At 71.9% G+C, this 24,721-nt stretch carries 20 protein-coding genes; 9 read left to right on the top strand and 11 right to left on the bottom strand.

Annotated features, from left to right (window positions below):
- Positions 1-52: 52 nt before the first annotated feature.
- Complete coding sequence (gene pgm / locus CVS47_RS14185) at positions 53-1,693, top strand: phosphoglucomutase (alpha-D-glucose-1,6-bisphosphate-dependent) (protein ID WP_127096667.1); 1,641 nt, start codon at positions 53-55, stop codon at positions 1,691-1,693.
- 85 nt (positions 1,694-1,778) lie between these two features.
- Here the strand turns inward: pgm and CVS47_RS14190 are convergent, their stop codons facing one another.
- Together CVS47_RS14190 and CVS47_RS14195 are read right to left on the bottom strand one after the other, a co-directional pair.
- Entirely contained in the window at positions 1,779-2,831 is a 1,053-nt protein-coding gene (locus tag CVS47_RS14190; RefSeq protein ID WP_127096668.1) for an NAD(P)-dependent alcohol dehydrogenase, read from the bottom strand.
- A 17-nt stretch (positions 2,832-2,848) separates the two neighbouring features.
- A complete protein-coding gene (locus tag CVS47_RS14195) occupies positions 2,849-3,973 on the bottom strand; it encodes a glycerate kinase (protein WP_127096669.1) in 1,125 nt (374 codons plus the stop codon).
- Positions 3,974-4,051: 78 nt separating this feature from the next.
- Between CVS47_RS14195 and galE the strand changes: the two genes are divergently transcribed.
- Positions 4,052-5,029, top strand: a complete 978-nt coding sequence (galE, locus tag CVS47_RS14200; RefSeq protein WP_127096670.1) for a UDP-glucose 4-epimerase GalE — start codon at positions 4,052-4,054, stop codon at positions 5,027-5,029.
- Positions 5,030-5,172: 143 nt separating this feature from the next.
- On the opposite strand, the gene CVS47_RS14205 is transcribed toward galE, so the two are convergent.
- The gene (locus CVS47_RS14205) at positions 5,173-6,168 is read right to left on the bottom strand and encodes a LacI family DNA-binding transcriptional regulator (protein WP_127096671.1); all 996 of its coding nucleotides are present in this window, start codon (positions 6,166-6,168) and stop codon (positions 5,173-5,175) included.
- Positions 6,169-6,282: 114 nt separating this feature from the next.
- Between CVS47_RS14205 and galT the strand changes: the two genes are divergently transcribed.
- The 3 genes from galT to CVS47_RS14220 are packed head-to-tail and all read left to right on the top strand — an operon-like array spanning position 6,283 to position 9,256.
- Entirely contained in the window at positions 6,283-7,422 is a 1,140-nt protein-coding gene (galT, locus tag CVS47_RS14210; RefSeq protein ID WP_127097391.1) for a galactose-1-phosphate uridylyltransferase, read from the top strand.
- Positions 7,419-8,606: a galactokinase gene (galK, locus tag CVS47_RS14215; RefSeq protein ID WP_127096672.1), complete on the top strand. Its 1,188-nt coding sequence runs from the start codon at positions 7,419-7,421 to the stop codon at positions 8,604-8,606. The genes galT and galK overlap by 4 nt, the downstream gene beginning before the upstream one ends.
- Before the next feature lie 47 nt (positions 8,607-8,653).
- Entirely contained in the window at positions 8,654-9,256 is a 603-nt protein-coding gene (locus CVS47_RS14220) for a TetR/AcrR family transcriptional regulator (RefSeq protein ID WP_127096673.1), read from the top strand.
- Between the two features lie 259 nt (positions 9,257-9,515).
- On the opposite strand, the gene CVS47_RS14225 is transcribed toward CVS47_RS14220, so the two are convergent.
- From CVS47_RS14225 to CVS47_RS14245, 5 genes are read right to left on the bottom strand one after another with little or no spacing between them, the layout of a single operon-like run.
- Positions 9,516-10,502 carry an LLM class F420-dependent oxidoreductase gene (locus CVS47_RS14225; RefSeq protein ID WP_127096674.1) on the bottom strand — a complete coding sequence of 329 codons (987 nt, stop codon included), beginning with the start codon at positions 10,500-10,502 and terminating at the stop codon, positions 9,516-9,518.
- 38 nt (positions 10,503-10,540) lie between these two features.
- Positions 10,541-12,043 carry a cryptochrome/photolyase family protein gene (locus CVS47_RS14230; protein WP_127096675.1) on the bottom strand — a complete coding sequence of 501 codons (1,503 nt, stop codon included), beginning with the start codon at positions 12,041-12,043 and terminating at the stop codon, positions 10,541-10,543.
- A gap of 29 nt (positions 12,044-12,072) precedes the next feature.
- Complete coding sequence (locus CVS47_RS14235; RefSeq protein ID WP_378790299.1) at positions 12,073-13,092, bottom strand: DNA-methyltransferase; 1,020 nt, start codon at positions 13,090-13,092, stop codon at positions 12,073-12,075.
- On the bottom strand, positions 13,089-14,138 hold the full coding sequence (locus tag CVS47_RS14240) for a lipoate-protein ligase LplAB (RefSeq protein ID WP_127096677.1): 1,050 nt from the start codon (positions 14,136-14,138) through the stop codon (positions 13,089-13,091). Before CVS47_RS14240 ends, CVS47_RS14235 begins: the two co-directional genes overlap by 4 nt.
- A 9-nt stretch (positions 14,139-14,147) precedes the next feature.
- Positions 14,148-15,017, bottom strand: a complete 870-nt coding sequence (locus CVS47_RS14245; protein WP_127096678.1) for an alpha/beta fold hydrolase — start codon at positions 15,015-15,017, stop codon at positions 14,148-14,150.
- Positions 15,018-15,098: 81 nt separating this feature from the next.
- Between CVS47_RS14245 and CVS47_RS14250 the strand changes: the two genes are divergently transcribed.
- The 3 genes from CVS47_RS14250 to CVS47_RS14260 all read left to right on the top strand — a co-directional run bounded on the left by CVS47_RS14250 (position 15,099) and on the right by CVS47_RS14260 (position 18,572).
- Complete coding sequence (locus CVS47_RS14250; RefSeq protein WP_206502652.1) at positions 15,099-16,733, top strand: MFS transporter; 1,635 nt, start codon at positions 15,099-15,101, stop codon at positions 16,731-16,733.
- 103 nt (positions 16,734-16,836) lie between these two features.
- Positions 16,837-17,223 (top strand): MarR family winged helix-turn-helix transcriptional regulator, encoded by a 387-nt coding sequence (locus CVS47_RS14255; protein WP_127097393.1) that lies wholly within the window; start codon positions 16,837-16,839, stop codon positions 17,221-17,223.
- 5 nt (positions 17,224-17,228) lie between these two features.
- Complete coding sequence (locus CVS47_RS14260) at positions 17,229-18,572, top strand: MFS transporter (RefSeq protein WP_127097394.1); 1,344 nt, start codon at positions 17,229-17,231, stop codon at positions 18,570-18,572.
- Positions 18,573-18,596: 24 nt separating this feature from the next.
- Here CVS47_RS14260 and CVS47_RS14265 read toward each other — a convergent pair whose 3' ends face one another.
- From CVS47_RS14265 to CVS47_RS14275, 3 genes are read right to left on the bottom strand one after another with little or no spacing between them, the layout of a single operon-like run.
- On the bottom strand, positions 18,597-19,847 hold the full coding sequence (locus tag CVS47_RS14265) for an FAD-binding protein (RefSeq protein ID WP_127096679.1): 1,251 nt from the start codon (positions 19,845-19,847) through the stop codon (positions 18,597-18,599).
- Between the two features lie 10 nt (positions 19,848-19,857).
- The gene (locus tag CVS47_RS14270) at positions 19,858-22,302 is read right to left on the bottom strand and encodes a glycoside hydrolase family 2 TIM barrel-domain containing protein (RefSeq protein ID WP_127096680.1); all 2,445 of its coding nucleotides are present in this window, start codon (positions 22,300-22,302) and stop codon (positions 19,858-19,860) included.
- On the bottom strand, positions 22,299-22,970 hold the full coding sequence (locus CVS47_RS14275; protein ID WP_127096681.1) for a TetR/AcrR family transcriptional regulator: 672 nt from the start codon (positions 22,968-22,970) through the stop codon (positions 22,299-22,301). Before CVS47_RS14275 ends, CVS47_RS14270 begins: the two co-directional genes overlap by 4 nt.
- Before the next feature lie 188 nt (positions 22,971-23,158).
- Here CVS47_RS14275 and CVS47_RS14280 point away from each other — a divergent pair, with 188 nt between their 5' ends.
- Entirely contained in the window at positions 23,159-24,682 is a 1,524-nt protein-coding gene (locus tag CVS47_RS14280) for an ABC transporter substrate-binding protein (protein WP_127096682.1), read from the top strand.
- Positions 24,683-24,721: the final 39 nt, after the last annotated feature.

Below are 24,721 nucleotides of genomic sequence, written 5' to 3' on the forward strand. Positions count from 1 at the left end.
CGGCCGGGGATAACCGGCGCGGATCGCGCGACGCGGTGCAAGACTGGGGACCATGAGCCGCGCAGGACAGCCAGCCGAAGCATCCGATCTCATCGACGTCGATGAGCTGATCTCCGCCTACTACGACCGCAAGCCCGACGCCTCGATTCCGGAGCAGCGCGTGGCGTTCGGCACCAGCGGGCACCGCGGGTCGAGCCTGTCGACCAGCTTCAACGAGGACCACATCCTCGCCACCACGCAGGCCATCGTCGACTACCGCACGGCGCAGGGCATCGCCGGGCCGCTCTTTCTCGGCCGCGACACGCACGGGCTCTCACTCCCCGCCGAGCGCAGCGCCGTCGAGGTGCTCGTCGCGAACGGCGTCGACGTGCGGCTCGACTCGCGTGACTCGTGGGTGCCGACGCCTGCTCTCAGCCACGCGATCCTCGCCTACAACAAGGGCCGCGCGCTCGATGACCCGGGCCGCTCCGACGGCATCGTCGTCACCCCCAGCCACAACCCGCCGCGCGACGGCGGCTTCAAGTACAACCCGCCGAACGGCGGCCCCGCCGACACCGACGCCACCGGGTGGATCGCGAACCGCGCCAACGAGCTGATCTCCGCGGGACTCGAGGGCGTCAACCGCACGGCGCTCAAGGACATCGACGCCGACACGCTCGGCGCGTACGACTTCCGCGACGGCTACGTGCGCGACCTCGTGAACATCATCGACGTCGAGGCCATCGCCCGCGCGGGCGTGCGCATCGGCGCGGATCCGCTGGGCGGGGCATCCGTCGAGTACTGGGCCCACATCGCGGAGGTCTACGGGCTCGACCTGACGGTCGTGAACCCCGACGTCGACCCGACGTGGAAGTTCATGACGCTGGACTGGGACGAGAAGATCCGCATGGATCCGTCCTCACCCTCCGCCATGGCGTCGCTCGTCGAGCGCCGGAACGAGTACGACATCCTCACGGGCAACGACGCCGACGCCGACCGGCACGGCATCGTCACGCCCGACGCGGGCCTGATGAACCCGAACCACTATCTCGCGGTGGCGATCGACTACCTGTTCTCGCACCGTGACGGCTGGCCGGCGGATGCCGCGGTGGGCAAGACCCTCGTGTCGTCGATGATCATCGACAAGGTCGCCGACGCGCTCGGCCGGACGCTGCTCGAGGTGCCGGTCGGCTTCAAGTGGTTCGTGCCGGGCCTGCTCGACGGATCCGTCGCCTTCGGCGGCGAGGAGTCGGCCGGGGCGTCGTTCCTGCGCAAGGACGGCACCGTCTGGACGACCGACAAGGACGGCATCCTGCTGTGCCTGCTCGCGGCGGAGATCCTCGCCGTCACGGGCAAGACCCCGTCGCAGCGCTACGCGGAGCTCGAGCAGCAGTTCGGCTCGTCGGCGTACCAGCGGGTGGATGCGCCCGCCAGCCCGGCGCAGAAGGCTCAGCTCGCGAAGCTCTCGCCCGAGGCCGTCAGTGCCACGGAGCTCGCCGGTGAGACCATCACCGCGAAGCTGTCGCACGCCCCGGGCAACGGCGCGGCGATCGGCGGGCTGAAGGTGCAGACCGAGCACGCGTGGTTCGCCGCGCGGCCGTCGGGCACCGAGGACGTCTACAAGCTGTACGCCGAGTCGCTCCGCGGAGAGGACCATCTGCGCGAGGTGCAGGAGGAGGCCCGTGCGGTCGTCTCGGCGGCGCTCGGCGGCTGAGCACGTCTGCAGCGCCGGATGAACGCGATCCGCGCTGACGAGCACCGCATCGCGGTGTGTGTCAGCGCGGATCGCGCTTATCGGGTCAGTTGGCCGGAGCGAGCGTCGCCGTGTCGATGACGAACCGATAGCGCACGTCGGACTTCAGCACGCGCTCGTACGCCTCGTTGATCTGCGAGGCGTCGATGAGCTCGATCTCGGGCGCGATGCCGTGCTCGGCGCAGAAGTCGAGCATCTCCTGGGTCTCGCCGATCGAGCCGATGCTCGAGCCCGCGAACGTGCGGCGGTTGGCGAACAGCGTGAAGACGTGCAGCGGCAGAGCCTCCGGCGGGGCGCCCACGTTGACCATGGTGCCGTCCAGGGCGAGCATGCGCAGGTAGGCGTCCAGGTCGAGCGGGGCGCTCACCGTGTTGACGATGAGGTCGAAGGAGTTGCGCAGGTTCTTCAGGGTCTCGGGATCGCTCGTGGCGTAGTAGTGGTCGGCGCCCATCTTGAGGCCGTCCTCCTTCTTGCTGAGCGTCTGCGAGAGCACGGTGACCTCAGCTCCCATCGCGTGGGCGATCTTGACGGCCATGTGGCCGAGTCCGCCGAGGCCGACGACGGCGACACGGCTCCCAGGGCCGACCTTCCAGTGCGCGAGCGGGGAGTACGTGGTGATGCCGGCGCACAGCAGCGGCGCGGCCGCCTCGTAGGGGATCGACTCGGGCACGCGCAGCACGAAGTCCTCGACCACGACGATCTTCTCGGCGTAGCCGCCCTGCGTGATGGTGCCGTCCTTGTCCTTGCCGGCATAGGTGCCGACGTTGCCCTTCAAGCAGTAGTTCTCCATGCCGGCCGTGCAGTTCTCGCACTCGCGGCACGAGTTGACCATGCAGCCGACGCCGACCCGGTCGCCGACGGCGTGCAGCGTGACCTCGGAGCCGACTTCGGCGACGGTGCCCACGATCTCGTGGCCGACGACCTGCGGGTAGACGATCTCGCCCCACTCGCCGCGGACGGTGTGGATGTCGGAGTGGCAGATGCCGGCGTAGGCGATGTCGATGAGCACGTCCTTCGGCCCGAGGTCGCGGCGCTCGATGGTGGTCGGCTCCAGCGGCTCGGTGGCGGAGGGGGCGGCGTAGGCGTTGACGGTGTACATGGTCTCCTTCGGGGGGATTAAGACGTTCCCATTGTCCTCCTCGCCAGGCTCTCACCGGCCTCACGAAGCCATCGCCTAGGATCACCCGTCGCGCCGGCGACGCCGCCCGCGAGCTCCGTGAGGGAGACCGTCCGAGCGAAGGCGCCGGTCGCGGCATCCGGAGCGATGCGACCGGCCACCAGCATGACCGGCACGCCGTGCGCGGCGGCCAGCGCGGCGACGTGACCTGGCACCTTTCCCGTGGAGGACTGCCCGTCGAACGCCCCCTCCCCCGTGACGACGACGGATGCTGCGGCCACCGCCTCCTCCAGACCGATGAGCTCACCGACGGCCGCCGCGCCGGGCTCGAGGGTCGCGCCCCAGACGAGCAGCCCGCTGCCCGCGCCGCCGGCTGCTCCGGCGCCGGGGGTGCGGGGATCGACCCCGCACAGCGCGGCCCAGCGGGCGAGGGCGGCGTCCAGCATCCGGACGTCCGACGGCGCCGCGCCCTTCTGCGGTCCGAAGACCGCCGCCGCGCCCTCAGGCCCGATCAGCGGGCTGCGCACGTCGGTGAGGACGGTGACCCCGCCGCACGGCAGGGCGCGCAGACCCGTCAGGTCGACCGCCGCCAGCGTCGCCAGGCCGCGGCCCCCGTCGGCGATCGCGGTGCCTGCGGCATCCGTCAGGTCGGCACCCAGAGCCTGAAGGAGACCCGCGCCGCCGTCGGTGGAGGCGCTCGAGCCGATGCCCACCACGATGCGCGAGACGCCCGCGTCGAGGGCGGCGGCGATCGCCTGACCGACGCCGCGCGTTCCGGCGTCGAGGGGGCGGAGCGCGGGCGGGGAACCGAGGAGCTCGATGCCGGAGGTCGCGGCGAGTTCGACGACGGCGGTGCCGGCGGAGGCCCGCGGGGTCGGTGGGAGCAGCAGCCAGTGCGCATCGACCGCCGTTCCGGCCGGTCCGGTCACGCGGACCGCGACGCGCCGGGCGCCCGGCACCGCGGCGGCGAACGCGTCGAGCGTCCCCTCGCCGCCATCGGCCATCGGCAGCAGGCGCAGGTCGGCGTCGGGGAGGACGCGACGCCACCCCTCGGCGAGGGCCTCCGCCGCTGCCGCCGCGGAGAGCGACCCCTTGAACGAGTCGACCGCGATGACGACGCTCATGCCGTCATCCTGGCACCGGTAGCGTGGACGGCGCGGACCAGCCCCCTGCGCCGCAGCGTTTCGACCCGGAGGAGACCCATGTCCTGGCTCGTGACCGGCGGTGCCGGCTACATCGGCACCCACGTCGTGCGCGCACTCGCTGCCGCCGACCTCTCGCCCGTCGTGCTCGACGACCTCTCCAGCGGCCACGCGGGCTTCGTGCCCGACGGCGTGCCGTTCGTGCAGGGGTCGATCCTCGACCGCGAGCTCGTCGAGCGGACGCTGCGCGAGCATTCCGCCACCGGCGTCATCCACGTCGCGGGCTACAAGTACGCGGGCGTCTCGGTGCAGCGCCCGCTGCACACCTACGCGCAGAACGTCGAGGGCACGCGGGTGGTGCTCGAGGCGATGGCGGCCGCCGACGTGGCCTCGATCGTGTTCTCCTCGAGCGCCGCCGTCTACGGCACCCCCGACGTCGCCCTCGTCACCGAGGACACCCCCAAAGCGCCGGCGTCGCCCTACGGCGAGTCGAAGCTCATCGGCGAGTGGCTGCTGCGCGACCAGGGCGTCGCCACCGCCGACTCCGCCTCGCCGCTGCGGCACACGTCGCTCCGCTACTTCAACGTCGTGGGCTCGGGTGACCCGGTGATCTACGACACGAGCCCGCACAACTTGTTCCCGCTGGTGTTCGAGGCGCTGATCGAGGGCCGCACCCCCCGCATCAACGGCGACGACTACGACACTCCCGACGGCACGAACATGCGCGACTACGTGCACGTCGCCGACATCGCGCTCGCGCACGTCGCCGCGGCGCAGCGCCTGGCCGCGGGCGAGCCGCTGCACGCCGCCTACAACCTGGGCTCCGGAGACGGTCTCAGCGTGCGCCAGATCATGGATGCCATGGCTCGCGTCACCGGGATCGACTTCACGCCCGACATCGCGCCGCGGCGCCCGGGCGATCCCGACCGCATCGTCGCCTCGGGCGAGCTCGCCGCGCAGGACCTGGACTGGAAGATGCGCTGGAGCGTCGACGAGATGGTCCGCAGCGGCTGGGAAGCGCGGCGCACAGCCGGCTGATCCCTGCGGCTCGTGGGAGCGGACGGCTCGTGGAGCGCACCGTTCGTCGGGCGCGCGGCTCGTGGGAGCGGGCGCGGTGAACCGAAACGGCCTCACCCGCCCTGCTCGCTGAGCGCGCAGCGAGCCGGAACGCCGGCCGCGGGCTACGCGGACGGGAACGCGGCCGTGCTGGCGCGCTCCACGAGCGTGGCCGGCACCACCACCCGCGACCGCCCGGCGGCCGCGCCGACCTCGCCGTCGATCAGCATCGCGACGGCGGTCTCGCCCAGGCGGTCGAAGTGCTGACGCACGGTCGTCAGCGCCGGACGGTAGTTCGCGGCATCCGCCACGTCGTCGAAGCCGACGACCGACACGTCCTCGGGCACGCGCAGCCCGTGCTCGGCCAGCGCGCGGAGCGCCCCGAGCGCCATCTGGTCGTTCGCGACGAACACGGCCGAGCCGACGGCGCCGGCCTCGAGCAGCGCGCGGGCCGCGTCGAACCCCGACGCGGAGGTCCACGCGCCGCGCACGACGTCGCCGGCGGCACGGCCCGCGCCCGACAGCGCCTCGCGCCAGCCGCGCTCGCGCTCCGAGGCGGCGTAGGACGATGCCGGCCCCGCGATGTGCACGACGGTGCGGTGACCGAGGGCGAGCAGGTGCTCGGTCGCGGCCCTTGCGCCGCCGGCGTGGTCGGTCTCGACGCCGACGTACCGGTCGTCGGGGGGCGAGTCGACGACGGCGAAGCGCAGGTCGGCAGGCAGCTCGGCGGCGTGCGCCAGGGTGGATGCCTCGTTCACGACGATGACGCCGTCGACACCCTGATCGCGCAGCCGGTCGAGCGCCCGGGCGAGGGAATCGCCGATCGTGACGAGGGCGATGTCGTAGCCGCGTCGGGCGGCGGCCTCGGTGACCGCCTCGAGCAGCAGCGAGTTGCCGGCGGTGGCGAGCGTCGACACGATCGCGCCCAGGGTGCCCGACCGGCCCGTCCGCAGCGCCCGCGCGGCGCGATGCACGCGATATCCGCTGTCGACCATGGCCGCCTCGACGCGGGCACGGGTGGCGGGATCGACCCGCGGACTGCCGTTGACCACGCGGGAGACGGTCTGCGCCGACACCCCCGCACGGGCCGCGACGTCGGCCATCGATGCGCGCTTCGCCATGTGAGCCCCCCTCGCGTGTTGACGTTACCAGCCGTCTGCGCGTAGCGTGTTATCGTGAACATGCTTCCGCAGGACAGCCCGCCGAGCGACGACGCCTCCCGCCACGCGGCATCCATGGTGGAGGAGCTCGGCGCGGGCGTGGTGAAGCGTGCGACCCGGCTCGCCGACGGCCGCGACCTCATCTACTACGACGACCCGGGCACCGCCCTCCCGGCGGAGCGATCCGTCGATCCGCGCGTCCTCGACGGGCGGCCGGAGACGGCCACCATGCGCCGCGACGTGCTCACCGGCGACTGGATCTCGATCGCGGCCTCCCGCCAGAATCGCGCCTTCCTTCCGCCGGCCCATCTCGATCCGCTCGCGCCGCAGACGCCCGGCAACGCGTCCGAGATCCCCTCGCTGTACGACGTCGCCGTCTTCGAGAACAAGTCGCCGTCGTTCGGCCCCGGACTCGCCGCGGCCACGGCCGACGCCCCGGCGGCCGCCGACCCGCCGCGCGATCTCGCCGATCTCGACGCCCCGGGTCTCGGCCGCACGCGCAGCTCGGTCGGACGCTGCGAGGTCGTCTGCTTCTCGCCCGAGCACGAGGGCTCGTTCGGCACGCTCACTCCGACGCGCGCCCGCACCGTCATCGAGGCATGGGCCGATCGCACGGCCGCACTGTCGCTGCTCCCCGGCATCCAGCAGGTGTTCCCGTTCGAGAACAGGGGCGAGGCGATCGGCGTGACGCTGCGGCATCCGCACGGCCAGATCTACGCCTACCCGTATCTGACCCCGCGCACCCAGCTGCTCCTCGCCTCGGTCCGGCGCGAGGGCGACGACCTGTTCGAGCGCATCGTCGCCTTCGAGTCGGCCGGCCCCCGCATGGTGCTGGAGGCCGAGCACTGGGTCGCCTACGTGCCGTTCGCCGCCCGCTGGCCGATCGAGGTGCACCTGGCGCCCCGGCGCCACGTCGCCGACTTCGCCGCGACCAGCCCGGAGGAGCGCGACGAGCTCGCCGGGGTGTACCTGCGCCTGCTGCGCGGCGTCGACGCCCTCTACGGCAACCCCACCCCCTACATCGCCGCCTGGCATCAGGCGCCCGTCGGCGTCGGCCGTGACACGGTGCGGCTGCACCTGCAGCTGACCTCCCCCCGCCGCGCCGCCGACAAGCTGAAGTACCTGGCCGGCTCCGAATCCGCGATGGGCGCCTGGATCGGCGACATCGCCCCGGAGGCCGCCGCCGACCGACTCCGAGAGGCCATCGCCCGATGACGACGCACGACGAACACGCGGATGCCGCATCCCGCGCCGCCGCGCTCCTGTCCGAGCTGACCGCGGGTGAGCCGCGGGGATCGTGGTCCGCACCGGGCCGCGTGAACCTCATCGGCGAGCACACCGACTACAACGACGGCTTCGTGCTGCCGTTCGCGATCGACCGCCGCACCAGCGTGGTGGCCGCCGAGCGCTCGGACGGAATGCTCCGCGTCGCGTCGACCTTCGCCGACGAGCCGGTCGAGGTCGCCCTGGCGGATCTGCCCGACCTGTTCCCCGGATCGGACGTGCCCGAGTGGGCCGCGTATCCGATCGGCGTCGCGTGGGCGGCGGTGGCAGCATCCGGCATCTCCCCCACGCGCGGACTCGACCTCGCCATCGCCTCCGACGTGCCGGTCGGGGCGGGTCTGTCGTCGTCGGCCGCGATCGAGGGCGCCACCGCCGCCGCGCTGAACGACCTGTGGTCGCTGGGCTTCGACGCCGTGGCGCTCGCGCGCATCGGCCGCACGGCGGAGAACGACGCGGTCGGCGCCCCCACCGGGATCATGGACCAGATGGCGGCGATGCTCGGGCGGACGGATGCCGCGATCTTCCTCGACTGCCGATCGCTCGACACCGACGTGGTCGACCTCGGCTTCGCCGCCGCGGGTCTCGACGTGCTCGTCATCGACACCGGCGTGAAGCACTCCCACGCGACCGGCGGCTACCGCGACCGTCGCGACTCCTGCGAGCGCGGCGCGCACGCTCTCGGCGTGCCTGCCCTCCGCGATGTGTCGGTCGGCGACCTCGCACGGGCGCAGAGGCTGCTCGACGACACCACGTTCCGCCGCGTGCGGCACATCGTGACCGAGAACGAGCGCGTGCGCGAGACGGTGGCGACGCTGCGCGCCGAGGGGCCCCGCGCCATCGGCGGGCTCCTGCTGGCATCGCACGCCTCCATGCGCGACGACTTCGAGATCTCCGTGCCCGAGCTCGACACGGCGGTCGAGGTCGCGGTCGCGACCGGCGCGATCGGTGCGCGCATGACCGGCGGCGGCTTCGGCGGCGCCGCGATCGCGCTGGTCGAACATGCGGCCGTCGAGCGGGTGGGCGACGCCGTGAGAGCCGCGTTCGACGCCGCCGGCTACGGTGCGCCGACGATCTTCACCGTCGCCGCGTCGGAGGGCGCCCGCCGCGACACGTGAGGCGACGGGTCGCTCCCCCACGTGCAGGGCGCCCATACGCTCGACTCATGGCACAGAGAGGCGCGTACGCGAAGGGCATCGCCAAGCGGGAGGAGATCCTCACCACCGCGCTGGAGGTGATCGTCCGCGAGGGGTTCAGCGGAGCATCCGTCCGCCAACTCGCCGACGCGGTCGGTCTCAGCCAGGCCGGACTGCTGCACTACTTCGCCAGCAAGGACGAGCTGTTCACCGAGGTGCTGCGCAAACGCGACGAGGTGGATGCCGTCGGCATGGATGCTGCCGGACCCGACCCCGCCTCCCTCTTCGACGGGTTCCTCGCCCTCATCCGCCACAACGCCGACGTGCCGGGGCTGGTGCAGCTGTACGTGCACCTGTCGGCGGCGGCCACGGATCCCGCCCACGACGGGCACGAGTACTTCCGGGAGCGCGTGGCGCAGATCCGCTCGCGCTTCGCACCGGCCATCGCCGACCTCCAGGCGCGCGGCGATCTCCCGTCGTCGCTCGAGCCCGAGCAGCTGAGCCGCATCCTCATCGCCCTGGCGGACGGGCTGCAGGAGCAGTGGCTGATGGACCCGTCGATCGACATGGCCGGCGACATCGCAGCGCTGCTGCGGGCCCTCGGCCTGAGCTCCCCCGCCGCCGCTCGCTGACGGCGCGCGTTCAGCGAGGGCGACGCCCCACTCGGCCGGCGAGCGAGCGCAGCAAGGCGACCCGCCTCGGTTCGGCCGACGTCTGCACGACCCGTGACGCGGGTGGGGCCGCGAGTGGCGGATGGGGCGGCTCGCGGGGTGTCGGTCGTGCAGACGTCGGGGCGAGGCGTCTCGTGGCCGGCGCTCCTCGAGCGAGTAGTGCGGACGTCGGGCGTGTCGCCTCGTCGCCGGCGCTCCTCGCTCGAGAAGCGGCGCGCGGTCAGATGAGGGCGGGGATGACCTCGCGCTCGAACAGCTCGATGCCCGAGCGGTCGTAGGCGTGCTCGGGGAAGTAGTGGATCGCGTAGCCGAGGCCGTGCTCGGCCCGCTCGGCCAGACGCTCCACGATCTGCTCGGGCGTGCCGAATCCGAGCGATCCGCGGTAGTCGCTCTCGATCGCGGCCGCGCGCTCCTCGCCCACGTGCGGCGCGACGCGGGCGATGACCTGCGCCAGACGCTCCTCCGCCTCGGCCTCGGTCGCGGCGATGATCGTGTTGACGTTCGACGACCGCGTGATCTCCTCGAACGGCCGGCCCAGCTTCTCGCAGTGCCCGCGGAGCACGTCGCTCTTGTGGTCGAACTCCTCGATCGACCCGGCGAAGTTCGTGTACGAGGCGTACTTGGCCGCGATCTTGAGCGTGACCTTCTCGCCGCCGCCGGCGATCCAGAACGGGATGCCGCCCTCCTGCAGCGGCTGCGGCTGCACGATCGCCCCGTCGACCTGGTAGTGCGTGCCGTCGAGGGTCGCGGTGCCGGTGGTCCACGCCTGATGCATGATCTCGACGCCCTCGCGCAGCATCCCGAGCCTGTCGGGGATGCCGGGGAACCCGTAGCCGTACGCGCGCCACTCGTGCTCGTACCAGCCGCCGCCGATGCCCATCTCGGCGCGGCCGCCGGAGATCAGGTCGACGGTCGCGGCCACCTTCGCGAGGTAGGCCGGGTTGCGGTAGCCCATGCACGTGCACATCTGGCCGAGACGGATCTGATCGGTCACCGCGGCGAACGCGGACATCAGTGTCCACGCCTCGTGGGTGGCCTCCTCGCTCGGCACCGGCGTGGTGTGGAAGTGGTCGTACACCCAGAGGGACTCCCACGGGCCCTCGTCGGCGCGCTGCGCGAGCTCGCTCATCACGCGCCACTGATCGGCCGGCTCGATGCCGACGAGGTCGAAGCGCCAGCCCTGGGGAATGAAGGTTCCGAATCGCATGGGTTCAGCCTAGGAGCGGACCGGATGCTGCGGTGTGATCACGCGGGATCGCTCGGCACCGGCCGCGTGTCCTCGTCGGCGCGGAATCCGAGCGGCGGGCGGGAGCGCTCCTGGGCGACGACCTCGTGCCGGTCGGCGAGGCGGCGGAGCCCCGCGAACGGCTGCTGCATGCGGTGGTTGTCGCCGAGGATCGGCTCGACCCGGTCGAGGAAGGCCCAGTAGCCCGCGGTGTAGGGGCAGGCCTTCTCGCCGATGCGCACGGTCGGCGTGAAGCGGCAGCCGCGGCAGTGGTCCGACATCCGATTGATGTACGCCCCACCCGACGCGTACGGCTTGGTCGCCACCCTGCCGCCGTCGGCGTGCAGGGTCATGCCGACGACGTTCGCGGGCATGACCCAGGGCGTGCCGTCGACGAACATCGAGACGAACCAGTCGTTCATCGCCCGCGGATCGTAGCCGCGCTGCAGCGCGTGGTTGCCGATCACCATCAGGCGCTGGATGTGGTGCGCCCACCCGTGGTCGCGCACGGTGCCGACGGCGTGCGAGAGGCAGGCCTCCTCGATCTCGTCGGCGTCGAGCTCGAGCAGCGCGGGCGGCACGTCGCGGTGCGCGGCGAGCACGTTGCTGTGCACGTAGTCCTCGCCGAAGCGCCAGTAGTGGTGCCAGATCCACTCGCGCCACCCGATGATCTGGCGCACGAACCCCTCGGTGCTCGCCAGCGGCGCGCGGCCGGCGGTGTACTCGGCGACGACGGCGTCCACGGCCTCGCGCGGATCGAGCACCCCGAGGTTCATCGGCACGCTCAGCAGGGAGTGCGCCATCGTCCAGTCGCCCTCGAGGATGGCGTCCTCGAACGGGCCGAAGTCGTTGAGGCGCGTCTCGATGAAGTCGCGCAGCGCGGCGCGCGCCTCCGCCGGGGTGACGGCGAACTCGCGCGGCCCGTCCGTGCCGACGAAGCGCACGTCGCCGTCGCGCTCCCAGCGGTCGAGGTCTCGGCGCACCTCGGCGTCGATGTCGTCCTCCTCCGGCCACCACGGGTCGGGCAGGCCGAGGGTGTGCGCGTTCTTGGGCGGCGACTGCCGGTTGTCGTGGTCGTAGTTCCAGCGACCACCCGCCGGGCGGCCGTCCTCCATCAGGATGCCGGTGCGCTCGCGCACCCAGCGGTAGAAGTCCTCCATCGCGGCCTGGGGATGCGCATCGGCGAAGCCCGCGAAGTCGGGCTCGCTCGTGACGAAGCCGCGGCTGGGCAGGATCTCGGCGCCCAGCTCGCGCGCGAGCCGGCGGGCGCGGTAAGAGGTCGGGTCGATCACCTCGAGGTCGCGGCCCTCCAGCGCAGCGCGGAACGTCGCCGCCTGCACGTACTCCATGCGGTCGCCGAGCTCGGCCTTCCGGTGCCGCATCGCCGACAGGTAGAGGTGCGCCTTGCGACGGTGGATCGGAGCGCGGCTCCACGCCGAGCGGGCCTCGACCAGCAGCATCCGCCCGCCGTCGTCGAACTCCTCGCCGAGCTGACCGGCCACCACCCATCGCTGTCGCGCCATGCGGCCATCCTGACGCGCGGCGCGCGCGCTCACCTCGGGTTGACAACCTCCGCGTCGGGGATGCGCCGGCGCATGACCTCGATCGCCGCCGGGTTGGCGTCCACCAGCACCGCATCCCTGCCGAGGGCGGCCGCCACGGCGCCGGTCGTGCCGCTGCCGGCGAACAGGTCGAGCACGCGGTCACCGGGGCGGGAGGACGCCCGGACGATGCGCCGCAGGATGCCCTCGGGCTTCTGGGTCGGATAGCCCGTCTTCTCGCGTCCGGTGGTCGGAACGATCGTGTGCCACCACACGTCGGTCGGGAGCTTGCCGCGCGCGGCCTTCTCGGGCGTGACGAGCCCCGGCGCCATGTACGGCTCCCGGTCGACCGATTCGGAGTCGAACCAGTAGCCGCGCGGATCCTTGACGTACACGAGGATCGTGTCGTGCTTCGTCGGCCACCGCTTGCGGGTCTTGGCGCCGTAGTCGTAGGCCCAGATCAGCTCGTTGAGGAACCGGTCGCGACCGAACAGCCCGTCGAGCATCACCTTGACGTAGTGCACCTCGCGGTAGTCGAGGTGCACGTAGAGCGTGCCGTCGTCGGCCAGCAGCCGCCAGGCCTCGGCGAGCCGCGGCTCGAGGAACGCCCAGTAGTCGTCGAAGGCGTCGTCGTAGGCGCGCAGGTCGCCGCGCAGCCGCTCGTACGACCGGCCGTGGAAGCCGGCGCGGACCGGCGAGGCGGGCGTGCCGTCGGCCGACCCTGCGGAACTCCACGGATCCGGGGTGGCGGGGGCCTCAGGGGTGGCCACGGCTGCGCCGGCGGCACCGATCCGTGGAGTTTGATCCACGACGGGAGGGACGGATGCCGCGGCCCGGGCCGTCTCGATCGCGCGCTCACGCACGCGGCCGGTGTTGAACGGCGGGTCGAGGTAGATGAGGGTGAAGGAGGCGTCGGGGAGGGTGCGCGCGACCTCGAGGTTGTCGCCGTGATGGATCGCGACGGAACCGCGGGGCACCGGGCCGGGAGCGACCGTGCCGCCGGCGACGGCGCCCGCCGTCGGTTCGGTCACGGCACGCGGCGCAGCCACGCGTCCGTGGAGAACTTCGACGCGACCAGCGCCTCCGCCTCGGCGTACTCGTCCGCGGTGATGTGCCCCGGGACCGCGCCGTAGAGGGTGGAGAACGTCTGGATGAACGTGTCGATGATGGCCGCGCGCGGCATCCCCGTCTGGCTCTTCAGCGGATCGACCCGCTTCGCCGCCGACACCGTGCCCTTGTCGCTGAGCTTCTCGCGGCCGATGCGGAGCACCTCGGTCATGACCTGACCGTCCATGTCGTAGCTCAGGGTCGCGTGGTGCAGCACCCCGCCGTTGGCGAGCCGCTTCTGCGCGGCGCCGCCGATCTTGCCCTGCGGCGAGGCGATGTCGTTCAGCGGCTGATAGGTCGCGTCGACGCCGACCGAGCGCAGCGCCTGCAGCACCCAGTCGTCGAGGAAGGCGTAGGAGTCGGCGAACGTCATGCCCGCGACGAGGGATGCCGGCACGTACAGCGAGTAGGTGACGATCGAGTTGGCGCCCATCATCATGGCTCCGCCGCCGGAGATGCGGCGGACCACGTCGAAGCCGTGGCGCGCGGCGCCCTCGGGATCGACCTCGTTGCGCAGCGACTGGAAGGAGCCGATCACCACGGCCGATTCGTCCCACTCCCAGAGACGGAGCGTGGGATTGCGGCGGCCGTCGCCGACGCGGGCGGTGAGCACCTCGTCGAGGGCGAGGTTCATGCGCGGGCTCACGGGGGCGTCGTGCACGACCTCCCACGAGAAGTCCTTCCACCCGGGCGCGGTGACCAGGGCGCGCCGCACGGCGGTGCCCACGGCCTCCGGGGTGAAGCCCAGCAGCTGCGCCCCGGCGGGGAGCGCGGCGCGGACGGCGGCGGCGATCTGACCGGCGTCGGACTCGACAGGCAGACCCGTGACGGCCGCGTCGATGTCGGCGAGCGCGTCGTCGGGTTCGAGGAAGAAGTCGCCCGCGAGGTGGAAGTCCGCGATCCGTCCGTCGCGGACCTCGAGGTCGACCACCACGAGCTTGCCGCCGGGCACCTTGTATTCGCCGTGCATGCCCTCAGCCTACGGCCGCTGCCGCACGGGGATGCGGGCGTCGAGCCACGCGAGGAGGTCGGCCCGCACCTCGTCCTGCACGCCCTCGTTGAAGATCTCGTGCCGGGCGTCGGGATAGACGAGCGTCGTGACATCCGTGAGTCCTGATCGGCGGCGGTACGCATCCGCCAGCCGGTGCACGCTGCGCGGACCGCCCACCGTGTCGTCGCGGCCGACCATCAGCAGCACCGGGATGTCGCGGCCGAGGTCTCTGCGCGGTCGGCCGATGAGGCGCAGCGTCTCGGCGGCGCCGAAGAGCTGAGCCAGCGGCACGTCGATCGTGAGCGGGTCGGCGGCGAAATCCGCCGCCACGGCGGGGTCGGTCGACAGCCACTCGAGGCCGGTCGCCTCGGGACCCGCCCACGGCGCGTTCAGCGGGCGATGATTCAGCGACCCCGGCCAGCGCAGCGCGGAGCCGGTCAGCACCACCGCGTCGTAGGCGTCGGGGTGGTCGTTCAGCAGGATCTGCGCGAGGAACGACCCCCAGGAGTGCCCGAGGAGCACGAGCGGCAGGTTCGGATTCTCGTCGCGGATGAGCCGTGTGAACTGCCACAGGGCCGCGACGGCCGCCCGATGACCGCCGGGCCCGAGACGTCCGAGGCGGAGGGCGTCACCGTGCTGCGTCATGCCGGTGCGTCCGTGCCCGCGGTGGTCGTCGGCGTAGACGACGAACCCGGCGCCGGTGAGGGCGGCGATCGTGCGCGCGTACCTGCCCGCGTGCTCCCCGACGCCGTGCAGGAGCTGCACGACTCCGCGGGCCTCCCCGTCGCCTGCGGCGCCCGTGGCGGGGTGCCGGTCGTAGACGATCGTGACGCCGTGCGCGTCGATGTACTCGGGCATGTCCGGAGCCTATCGCCGCCCACGCGGAGACGTGCTAACGTATCGGCGACCACAGATCGCTAGAAAAGCTAGGTAAATCTCATGCACGAGACCGTGAGCGACATCTTCACCCGCCGTCGCTGGGCGGGCCTGGTGTTCATCAGCATCGCCGTGTCGCTCATCATCGTGGATTCGACGATCGTCAACGTCGCCATCCCCGCCATCGTGGACGACCTGGGCATCACCTCCACCGAGGTGCAGTGGGTCCAGGAGGCGTACACGCTCGTCTTCGCGGCGTTCCTCCTGGTCTTCGGCAGCCTCGCCGACCGCTTCGGCCGTCGGCGCCTGCTCATCCTCGGCGTGGTGCTGTTCGCGGTATCCTCGGTCGCCGCCGCCTTCGCCCCCACCGGCGGACTGCTCATCCTGGCCCGCCTCGTGCAGGGCGTCGGCGGCGCGATGGTGCTGCCCACCACGCTGTCGCTCATCAACGCCACCTTCCGCGGCAAGGAGCGCGGCATCGCCTTCGCCGTCTGGGGATCGACCATCGGCGGCATGGCCGCCGTCGGGCCGCTCCTGGGCGGCTGGCTGACTACGGACTTCTCGTGGCGCTGGGCCTTCGCGATCAACATCCCGCTCGGCATACTGATCATCGTCGGCGTGCTGCTGTGCGTCGGCGAGTCGAAGGCCGATCGCCCCGGACGCATCGATGGCGTCGGCGCGGCCCTCGCGGTCGTCTCCAGCGCGACCCTCGTCTTCGGCCTCATCGAAGGTCGCACCTACGGGTGGTGGACCACCGAGAAGGCCCCGGCCGTCGGCGACTGGACGTGGCCGTTCGCCCTCTCGCCCGTGCCGATCTCGTTCGCGATCGCGGTCGTGGGCGTCGCGGCCTTCGTGCTGTGGGCGCGGCATCGCAGCCGGCTCGGCAGGACGACCCTCATCGCGTCGGGGCTGTTCCGCATCCCGTCGTTCCGCAACGGCAACATCGCCGCGCTCGTCGTCTCGCTCGGCGAGTTCGGCATCATCCTGTCGCTTCCGCTGTGGCTGCAGTTCGTGCAGGGCTTCTCGGCGCTGCAGACCGGCTTCGCACTGCTGGCGCTCGCGATCGGCTCCTTCGTCGCGAGCGGCGCGGCGGGTGCGACGACCGGGCGCATCTCGCCGGTCGCCGTCGTGCGGGTCGGGCTCGTGGCCGAGATCATCGGCGTCGCCGGCGTGGGCTACATCGTCGGGGCCGGCATCGGGTGGGGATGGCTCATCCCCTGCCTGTTCGTCTACGGCTTCGGGGTCGGACTCGCGACCGCCCAGCTGACGGGTGTCGTGCTCGCCGACGTGCCCGTCGCCGAGAGCGGCCAGGGCTCGGGCACGCAGTCCACCGCCCGGCAGATCGGCTCCGCGCTCGGCGTCGCGATCCTCGGCACCGTGCTGTTCACCAGCACCGCCGGCATCCTCGGGGCGAAGCTCGATGACCGCGGACTCCCGCCTGAGCAGCGCGACCAGGTGGTCTCGGCGGTGGTCGACAGCGCCGGCGGCGCGATCGCGGGCCTCGAGCAGTCGCCGGACACCGCGGCGATCGCGGACGACGCGAAGGCCGCCTTCTCGGAGGGCACGCGCCTCGGCGCCTTCACCGCCGCGGGCTTCCTCACCCTCGGCCTCGTCGCGTCGCTGTCGCTCGGACCCTCGCGCGGCGGCCGCCGCGAGGAGGAGGCGCGCGAGCGGGACGGTGCTCCGACAACCCCTTAGCATGACTAATGAGCTATGCTAAGTAACCGTGAGCGCCACGACCGACACCCCTGAAGCACCCGACACCACCGGCGAGCTCAGCGGCGCGGCATCCGATCTGCGCATGGCGACCTTCCGCCTCGCGCGGCGTCTGCGCAGCCAGCGGGCCGTCGACACGATGAGCGACGGGCAGTTCGCCGTGCTGGTCGCCCTCAAAGTGCACGGCCTGCACACGCTCGGCGAGCTGGCGGAGCGCGAGCGGGTCACGGCCCCCTCGATGAACCGCACCGTCAACTGCCTCGAGGAGCTCGGCTACCTCACCCGCTCGTCCGACGAGAACGACCGCCGCAAGGTGAACATCGTCGTGACGGATGCCGGCCGGGAGGTCGTCGCGGAGACCGTGCGCCGCCGCGACGCGTGGCTCGAGGCGGCGCTGCAGCAGCTGACGGATGCCGAGCGCGCCGTGCTCGCGGAGGCCGCCGCCATCATGCGAGGGGTGGCCGACGGATGAGCAGCATGTTCCGCTCGCTGCGGGTGTTCAACTTCCGCGTGTGGACGCTCGGCGCCCTCGTGTCGAACATCGGCGGCTGGATGCAGGCCACGGCCCAGGACTGGGTCGTGCTCACCGAGCTGACGAATCACGACGCGACGGCGATGGGCGTGACGATGGCGCTGCAGTTCGGCCCGCCCCTGCTGCTGGTGGGCGTGACGGGCTGGGTCGCCGACCGGTTCGACCGGCGCAGGCTGCTGATGGTCACGCAGTCCGCACTGCTGCTCCTCGCCGTCGCCGTCGGCGTGCTGCTGCTCACGCACGTCATGACGCTCCCCCTCATGTGGCTCTTCGCCCTCGGGTTCGGCATGGTCAACGCCTTCGACGCCCCCGCCCGCCAGGCCTTCGTGTCGGACGTGGTCGGCCGCGACGACGCCTCCAACGCCGTCGCGCTCAACTCGGCCTCGTTCAACATGGCCCGCCTCATCGGCCCCGCCGTCGGCGGCGTGCTCATCGTGCTGATCGGCACCGGCTGGATGTTCCTGGCCAACGCCGGCACGTTCCTCGCGATGCTCGTGGCGCTGGCGCTCATCCGCACGCGCGAGCTCGTGCCGCGGGTGCGCTCGGCGGGCGCGGCGCGCCTCGCCGACGGCTTCCGCTACGTGCGCGGACGCCCCGACCTGCTCGTCATCTTCTCGATGGTGTTCCTGCTCGGCGCCTTCGGCATGAACTTCCCGATCTTCGCCTCCACGATGGCGATCGAGTTCGGGCGCGACGCCGACGGCTACGGGCTGCTGAGCTCCGTGCTGGCCATCGGCTCGCTCGTCGGCGCGCTGCTGTCCGCCCGCCGCGACCGCGCCCGCATGCGCGTCGTCGTCTGGGCCGCCGGCGGCTTCGGAGCCGTCTCGCTGCTGTCGTCGTTCATGCCCCTCTACGCGCTGTATGCCGTCACGCTGGTGCTCGTCGGATTCTGCACCGTCACGATGCTGACGACGGCGAACGGCTACGTGCAGACCACCACCGACCCGGCGCTCCGGGGCCGCGTGCTCGCGCTCTACATGGCCGTCATCATGGGCGCGACGCCCATCGGGGCGCCCATCGCGGGATGGGTGGCCACCGAGTTCGGACCCCGCGCGGCGATCCAGGTGGGCGCGGCGGCCGGCGCGCTGGCCTGCATCATCGGACTGACGTGGGTCGCGGCATCCGGTCGCCTGCACCGGCACGAGACCCGGCGCTTCCGCCTCACCATCGACGAGACGCGTCCGATCGGCGTCATTCCGCCCGAGGAGTTCAGCGACGAGATCGCCGAGGCGACCCCGGTGCCGCTGCCGTCGAAGGATCCGCAGCCGGCAGGGCGCCGCGCGGGCTGATCGCCGTGCGACGGCGGCGGACCGTCAGCGCGCCCGGCGCACCCCGACGCGCTCGAGGTGCGCGTTGGAGAAGCGGCCCTCCGGGTCGAGGCGCTCATAGACCTCGCGGGCGTCGGCGAGGCGCGGGTGCACGCGGGCGATCCGCTCGGCGTCGAAGGTGTGCAGCTTGGCCCAGTGCGGACGCGCCGCGTACGGGGCGAGCGCGGCTTCGATCGCCGGCAGCACCGCGCGGACACCGGCCGGGTCGTTGACGAAGGTGAAGTGGATGGCGAGCATGTCGCGCCGGTAGGCGCCGCTCAGCCACAGCTCGTCGGCCGCGGCGGTGCGCAGCTCGCTGACGATGAGGACGGGACGGATCCGCTCGCCGAGCGCGACCATCGCCCGCAGGGCGGCCGGGGCGTCCTCGCGCGCGATGAAGTACTCGCTCTGGATCTCGTCGCCGAACGACGGCACGGCGTCCAGCCGGAAGTGGGGCAGGCGCTGCAGCCACGGCCCGGGGACCCCGCGCACCTCGGTGACGTTGCCCGCCGTGCCGAGCGGGGCGGCCTCATGGTCGCGGCGGCCGTCCAGCAGGGTGTCGGGCACATCCGCATCACCGGACTCCACGCGGGTCTTGACCCACACGAAGCCCACCGACTCCTCGTTCCAGAGGGTGAAGACGGAGACGCTGTAGCCGGCCCCGGTGACGGCGTCGAGGTCGGCGAGCGCGGCATCCCACGTGACCCCGACGTAGATGTCCTGGCGGGCGCGGAAGGTCGGCTGCACCGCCAGCGTCACCGCCACGACGATCCCGAACGCGCCGAGGCCGACGGCGAGCGCCGGGAAGTCGGGGTCGCCCTCGCGCGTCTCGCGCACCTCGCCCGACGCGTCGATCCAGCGGATGCCGCGGACCGCGGTCGTCAGGACGCCGTTGCCGTCGCCCGAGCCGTGCGTGGCCGTCGCGGTCGCCCCGCCGACGGAGATGTGCGGCAGCGAGCCGAGGTTGTGCAGGGCGTAGCCGTTGGACTCGAGGAACTCCGCGAGCACGCCGTAGCGCGTGCCGGCGGCGACCGTGACCGTGCCGGCGCCCTCGTCGAGCAGGAATCCGCCGGTCAGGCCCGCGAGGTCGAGCAGCGTGCCGTCGGTGTCGGGAAGGTCGGTGAAGGAGTGCCGGGTGCCCAGGGCGTGCACGCGGCGCTCGGCCTCGCGCACGGCGTGCCGCACGTCGTCCTCATCCGCCACGGGGAGGATCCACGGTGCGGTGTACTCGTGCGTTCCGGCCCAGTTGCGCTCCATTCGAGCGAGCCTAGGCGACCTCGAGCACCACCCGGGCGTCGCGGCATCCCTCGGCCCGAACGGTCACCGTGACGGTGCCCGCGCCGTCCGGCCGGATGACGGCGAGTGCACGTCCGTCGGAGGTCGTGACGGAGGGTCCGCCGAACGGCTCCTCGGTGCGTGCCCGGCCGGTGGCGAGCCCTCCGAGGGTGCCGGCTCCCTCGACGGTCACGGTGACGAGACGGTCGACGTCGCACGGCACGGTGCCCGCGGCATCCTCCAGCGTGATCTCGACGAACGCGGCATCCGCCGAGCCGTCCACCAGGAGGTCGCGGTCCACCCGGGCCACGAGCGCGATCTCCCCCGCCGCCGTCCGCAGCGCCGTGCGGCCGACCTCGGCGCCGTCGCGCCGGGCGACGGCCACGAGCTCTCCCGGCCGGTACACCGTCGCGAACCGGGCGACGAATGCCTTGCCCGGCGCTGCGCCGTACGGCGCCGCGCCCACCGCCGCCGTTCCGAGCGAGGCGCCGTCGAGGAGCAGCTCGACCTCGTCGGCGTCGGCGTACACGTCCACCGCGACCGGCGACCCGGCGCGGACGCCCCAGCTCCACGAGGCGACGGTGTCATCCCACGACCAGGGCGTCGTCGCGGTCGGACGGCCGTGATGCTGCGGACGGTGCACCGCGATCCACGGATCGGAGCGGAGGCCGAACACGATCTCGCGGTAGTACGACACGGTGCGGCGGTGGCCGGTGATGTCGAGGTCGCCGCTCTCGGCGAGCACGTACGGGTACGGCCCGGCCGTGCCGGTGGGCTCGTAGCCCTCGACGTCGGTGTAGTCGACGCGGCCGATGCCGGCCTCGCCGATGTAGTCCCAGCCCGTCCAGGTGAAGTCGCCGATGACGTGGTCCCACTCCTCCACGAGCTGCCACATCACCTCGATCTTCGAGGGGAACGTCTCGGAGCCGACGATGATGCGCTCGGGGAACAGCTCGGCGTCCAGCGCGTAGCGGGAGTCGGCGTAGTTGAAGCCGACGACGTCGAGCACGGAGGCCGACTCCTCGGTCGACGCGGTCACGAGGTCGGACGCGTTCATCCGCGCCATCTGCTCGCCCATGCCGGCCATCATCGTATTCGGATCGGATGCCGCGGCCTCCGCCATCGCCTCGGCCAGGTGACCGAGGTTGGCGATGATGCCGTTGATCCCGTTGGTGACGAAGCGCGTCGGGTCGTCCTCGCGCACCGCCTCGGCGATGCGGCGGCTCCAGGCGGACCCGAGCGGGGTGGCGAGCTCGAGGATCTCGTTGCCGATCGAGTACAGGATGACGCTGGGGTGGTTGACGTCCTTGCGGACCATCGCCGCCACGTCGTCGCGCCAGCGCTCCGGGAACGTCAGCGAGGAGTCGAACGTGGTCTTCGCCGAGGTCCACACGTCGGTCAGCTCGTCCATCACGAGCACGCCGTGGCGGTCGCAGGCATCGAGCAGCGCGCGGCTGATCGGGTTGTGAGCGCTGCGGATCGCGTTGAAGCCGGCCGCCTTGAGGAGCCGGATGCGGCGGTCCTCAGCCGCATCGACCGCGGCCGCGCCCAGCGGGCCGTTGTCGGCGTGCACGCACGCGCCGCGGAGCTTCACCGTCTCGCCGTTGATCCGGAGCCCCCGGGCGGCGTCGAGCTGGAGGGTGCGGATGCCGAACGACGTCGTGTCCTCGTCGACGACCGCGCCCGCGGCATCCTCCACCGTCGTGTGGAGCACGTACAGGGCGGGATCGCCGGTCCCCCACAGCCGCGGCCCGCGCACGCGGAGACGGGCGCGGGCGGTGGCGGGCTCGCCCGGCAGCACCGTGACGGGCGCCGAGCCGTCCGCGACGGTCGTTCCGTCCGGCGACGCGACGCGCCAGCGCACGCGCGTGAGGGCCGTGTGCCGGGTGCCGTTCTCGAGGGTCGCCGAGACGGCGACGACCGCGCGCTCCGCGTCGACGTCGGGCGTGGTCACGCGCACGCCGTCGACAGCGAGGTGCACCGGGTCGGCCACGATCAGGTGGACGGGCCGATGGATGCCGGCCCCGGCGTACCAGCGGGAGTCCTTGTGGGCGCGCGCCTCGACGGTGACGGCGTTGTCCTGGCCGAAGCGGAGGAAGGCGTCGGCGCGGACGACGAACGTCGCGTACCCGTTGGGCTCGTGCGCCGCGAAGTCTCCGTTGATCTTGACGACCGCGTCGCGATAGACGCCCTCGAACTCGAGCAGGACCGTGCGCGTGCGCCACTCCTCGGGTACCGCGAACGTCTTGGCGTACTCGAACACGCCCCCGGGGTAGTAGCCGGCGTGCACGCCCTGGTCGCTGTCGGGCGAGCGCGGCAGATCGCGGAGCGCGTCATGGGGCAGCAGCACCGCGCGGCGATCACCGGCGACGGGCGCCTCGAACGTGCCGCGCTTGGGGCCGACCGTCCAGCCGGCGTCGAACGAGGTGCGGATCATGCCGCCTCCTCCTCGCGCTGGATGACGACGACGCCGGTCATCGCACTCTCGCCCTCACCGAAGTCGACCATCGAGTCGAACAGGCCCGCCAGCTCGCGGGCCATGTCCACCGCGTCACGATCGAGCAGCCACTGCACCTGCAGACCGTCCATGAAGGCGACCGTCGCGATGGCGGCGCGCGCCGGATCGACGTCGGCGCGGAGGCGACCCGCCTCGCGGAGCCGGGTGAAGGTCTCTCCGACGGAGCGGCGCACGTACGCGTAGCGGTTGACGAAGTAGGCGTGGGCCGGGTGCGCCGGCGCCGTCGCCTCGGCCGAGAGGGTGCAGTACAGCTCCACGACACCGGGGATCGACTGGTTGTAGAGGGCGAGGGAGATGAGTCCGCGGAGGCCGACGCGGCCGTCCTCGTGGTCGAAGTCCACCACCGCGCGGGAGCGCTCGTCGCGGTGATCGAGCACCGCCTGGAGGAGCACGCCCTTGTTGGCGAAGTGGTGCAGCAGGCCGGCCTCGCTCATCCCGACGCGCGTGGCGACCTCGCGGAGGGAGCCCGCGCGGTACCCCGACTCGGCGAACACCTCCAGCGCGGCATCCAGGATCGCGATGCGCTTCGCTGCGGTCTTGGCGTACGTCCCCCGGGTTCGCCCGACCGCGCCGATGGTGTCCGTCATCGTGTCACCTCATCCCGCACCGCTGCCTCCGTCGGCAGCCCGCGTCGGGTCCTCGAGACAGTTCTATAACGAAATGCGAGCGATCGCTAGGTTTTTTGAACGAAAACCTAGCGACAGTTCGGATTTGCTGTTACGTTCTCCCGTCAGAGGCGATCCGTTGGGGTATCGCCCCGATGAAGGGACCAAGGATGTTCCGTTGGAAGGCCACAGCAGCCGCCCTCGCGATCACCGCTCTCGCTCTCACCGGCTGTGCCGGCGGCGATTCCGGCAGCGGCGGCGGCGAGGGTTCGGGCGGCACGCTCACCCTCGGCGCGATCACCGCACCGACCACCCTCGACCCGGCCGGCTCGGAGTGGGGCAACCGCTCCCCCTTCTACCAGGCCGTCTTCGACACGCTCCTGCTCGCGACGCCCGAGGGCACCATCGAGCCCTGGCTGGCGAGCGAGTACTCGTACAACGACGACAACACCGTGCTGACGCTCACGCTGCGCGATGACGTCACCTTCTCGGACGGCACCAAGCTGACCGGCGCGGTCGTGGTGAAGAATCTCGAGCGCTTCAAGGCCGGCACCTCGCCCGACGCGAGCTACTTCGCGGGTGTGACGAGCTTCGAGGCTCCCGACGACACCACGGTGGTCATCACCATGGACGCCCCGAACCCGGCGATGCTGAACTACCTCACCCGCGACCCCGGGCTCGTCGGCGCCGAGGCGTCTCTCGACAGCCCCGACGTGGCCACGACCCCCGTCGGCTCCGGGCCCTACATCCTCGACACCGCCGCGACCGTGACGGGCACGAGCTACACCTACACGAAGAACCCCGACTACTGGAACCCCGACGTGCAGCACTACGACAAGCTCGTCATCAACGTCCTCCAGGACCCGACGGCCGCGCTCAACGCCATCAAGGCCGGCGAGGCCAACGGCGTCCGTCTCTCGACCAACGACGGCATCGCCGAGGTCGAGGGCGCCGGATGGACCGTCGCGTCGAACGAGCTGGACTTCCAGGGGATGCTGCTGCTCGACCGCAACGGCACGCAGGCGCCCGCACTGGCCGACGTCCGCGTGCGCCAGGCGCTCAACTACGCCTTCGACCGCGAGGGTCTGCTCGCGGGCCTGCAGAACGGTCTCGGAACGGTCACCACTCAGGTCTTTCCGGCGACCTCCGACGCCTACGACCCCGAGCTCGACAGCTACTACACGTACGACCCCGAGAAGGCCAAGGAGCTGCTGGCCGAGGCCGGCTACGCCGACGGCTTCACGCTGTCGATGCCGTCGTCGCCGCTCCTGGGCACCAGCACCTACACGCTGATCTCCCAGCAGCTCGCCGACATCGGCATCACCGCCGAGTACACCGAGCCCGGTCAGAACTTCATCGCCGACCTGCTCGCACCGAAGTTCCCCGCCTCGTACTTCGCGCTGGAGCAGAACCCGGACTGGCAGCTGATCCAGTTCATGATCGCCCCGACCGCCATCTTCAACCCCTTCAAGTCCGAGGACCCGAAGGTGGACGAGTACATCAAGGAGATCCAGTTCGGCGATGAGGCCACCCAGAAGTCGGTGGCCAAGGAGCTGAACACGTACATCGTCGAGCAGGCGTGGTTCGCGCCGTTCTACCGCGTGCAGGGTTCCTTCGCGGTCGACGCGAACACGACCGTCGAGATGGTGCCGACGAACGCCTACCCGGCGATCTACGACATCCAGCCCAAGTAATGCCCACGTCCGGTCCGCCCGCACCGCGGGCGGACCGGA

Source organism: Microbacterium lemovicicum (assembly GCF_003991875.1).
Lineage (GTDB): Bacteria > Actinomycetota > Actinomycetes > Actinomycetales > Microbacteriaceae > Microbacterium > Microbacterium lemovicicum.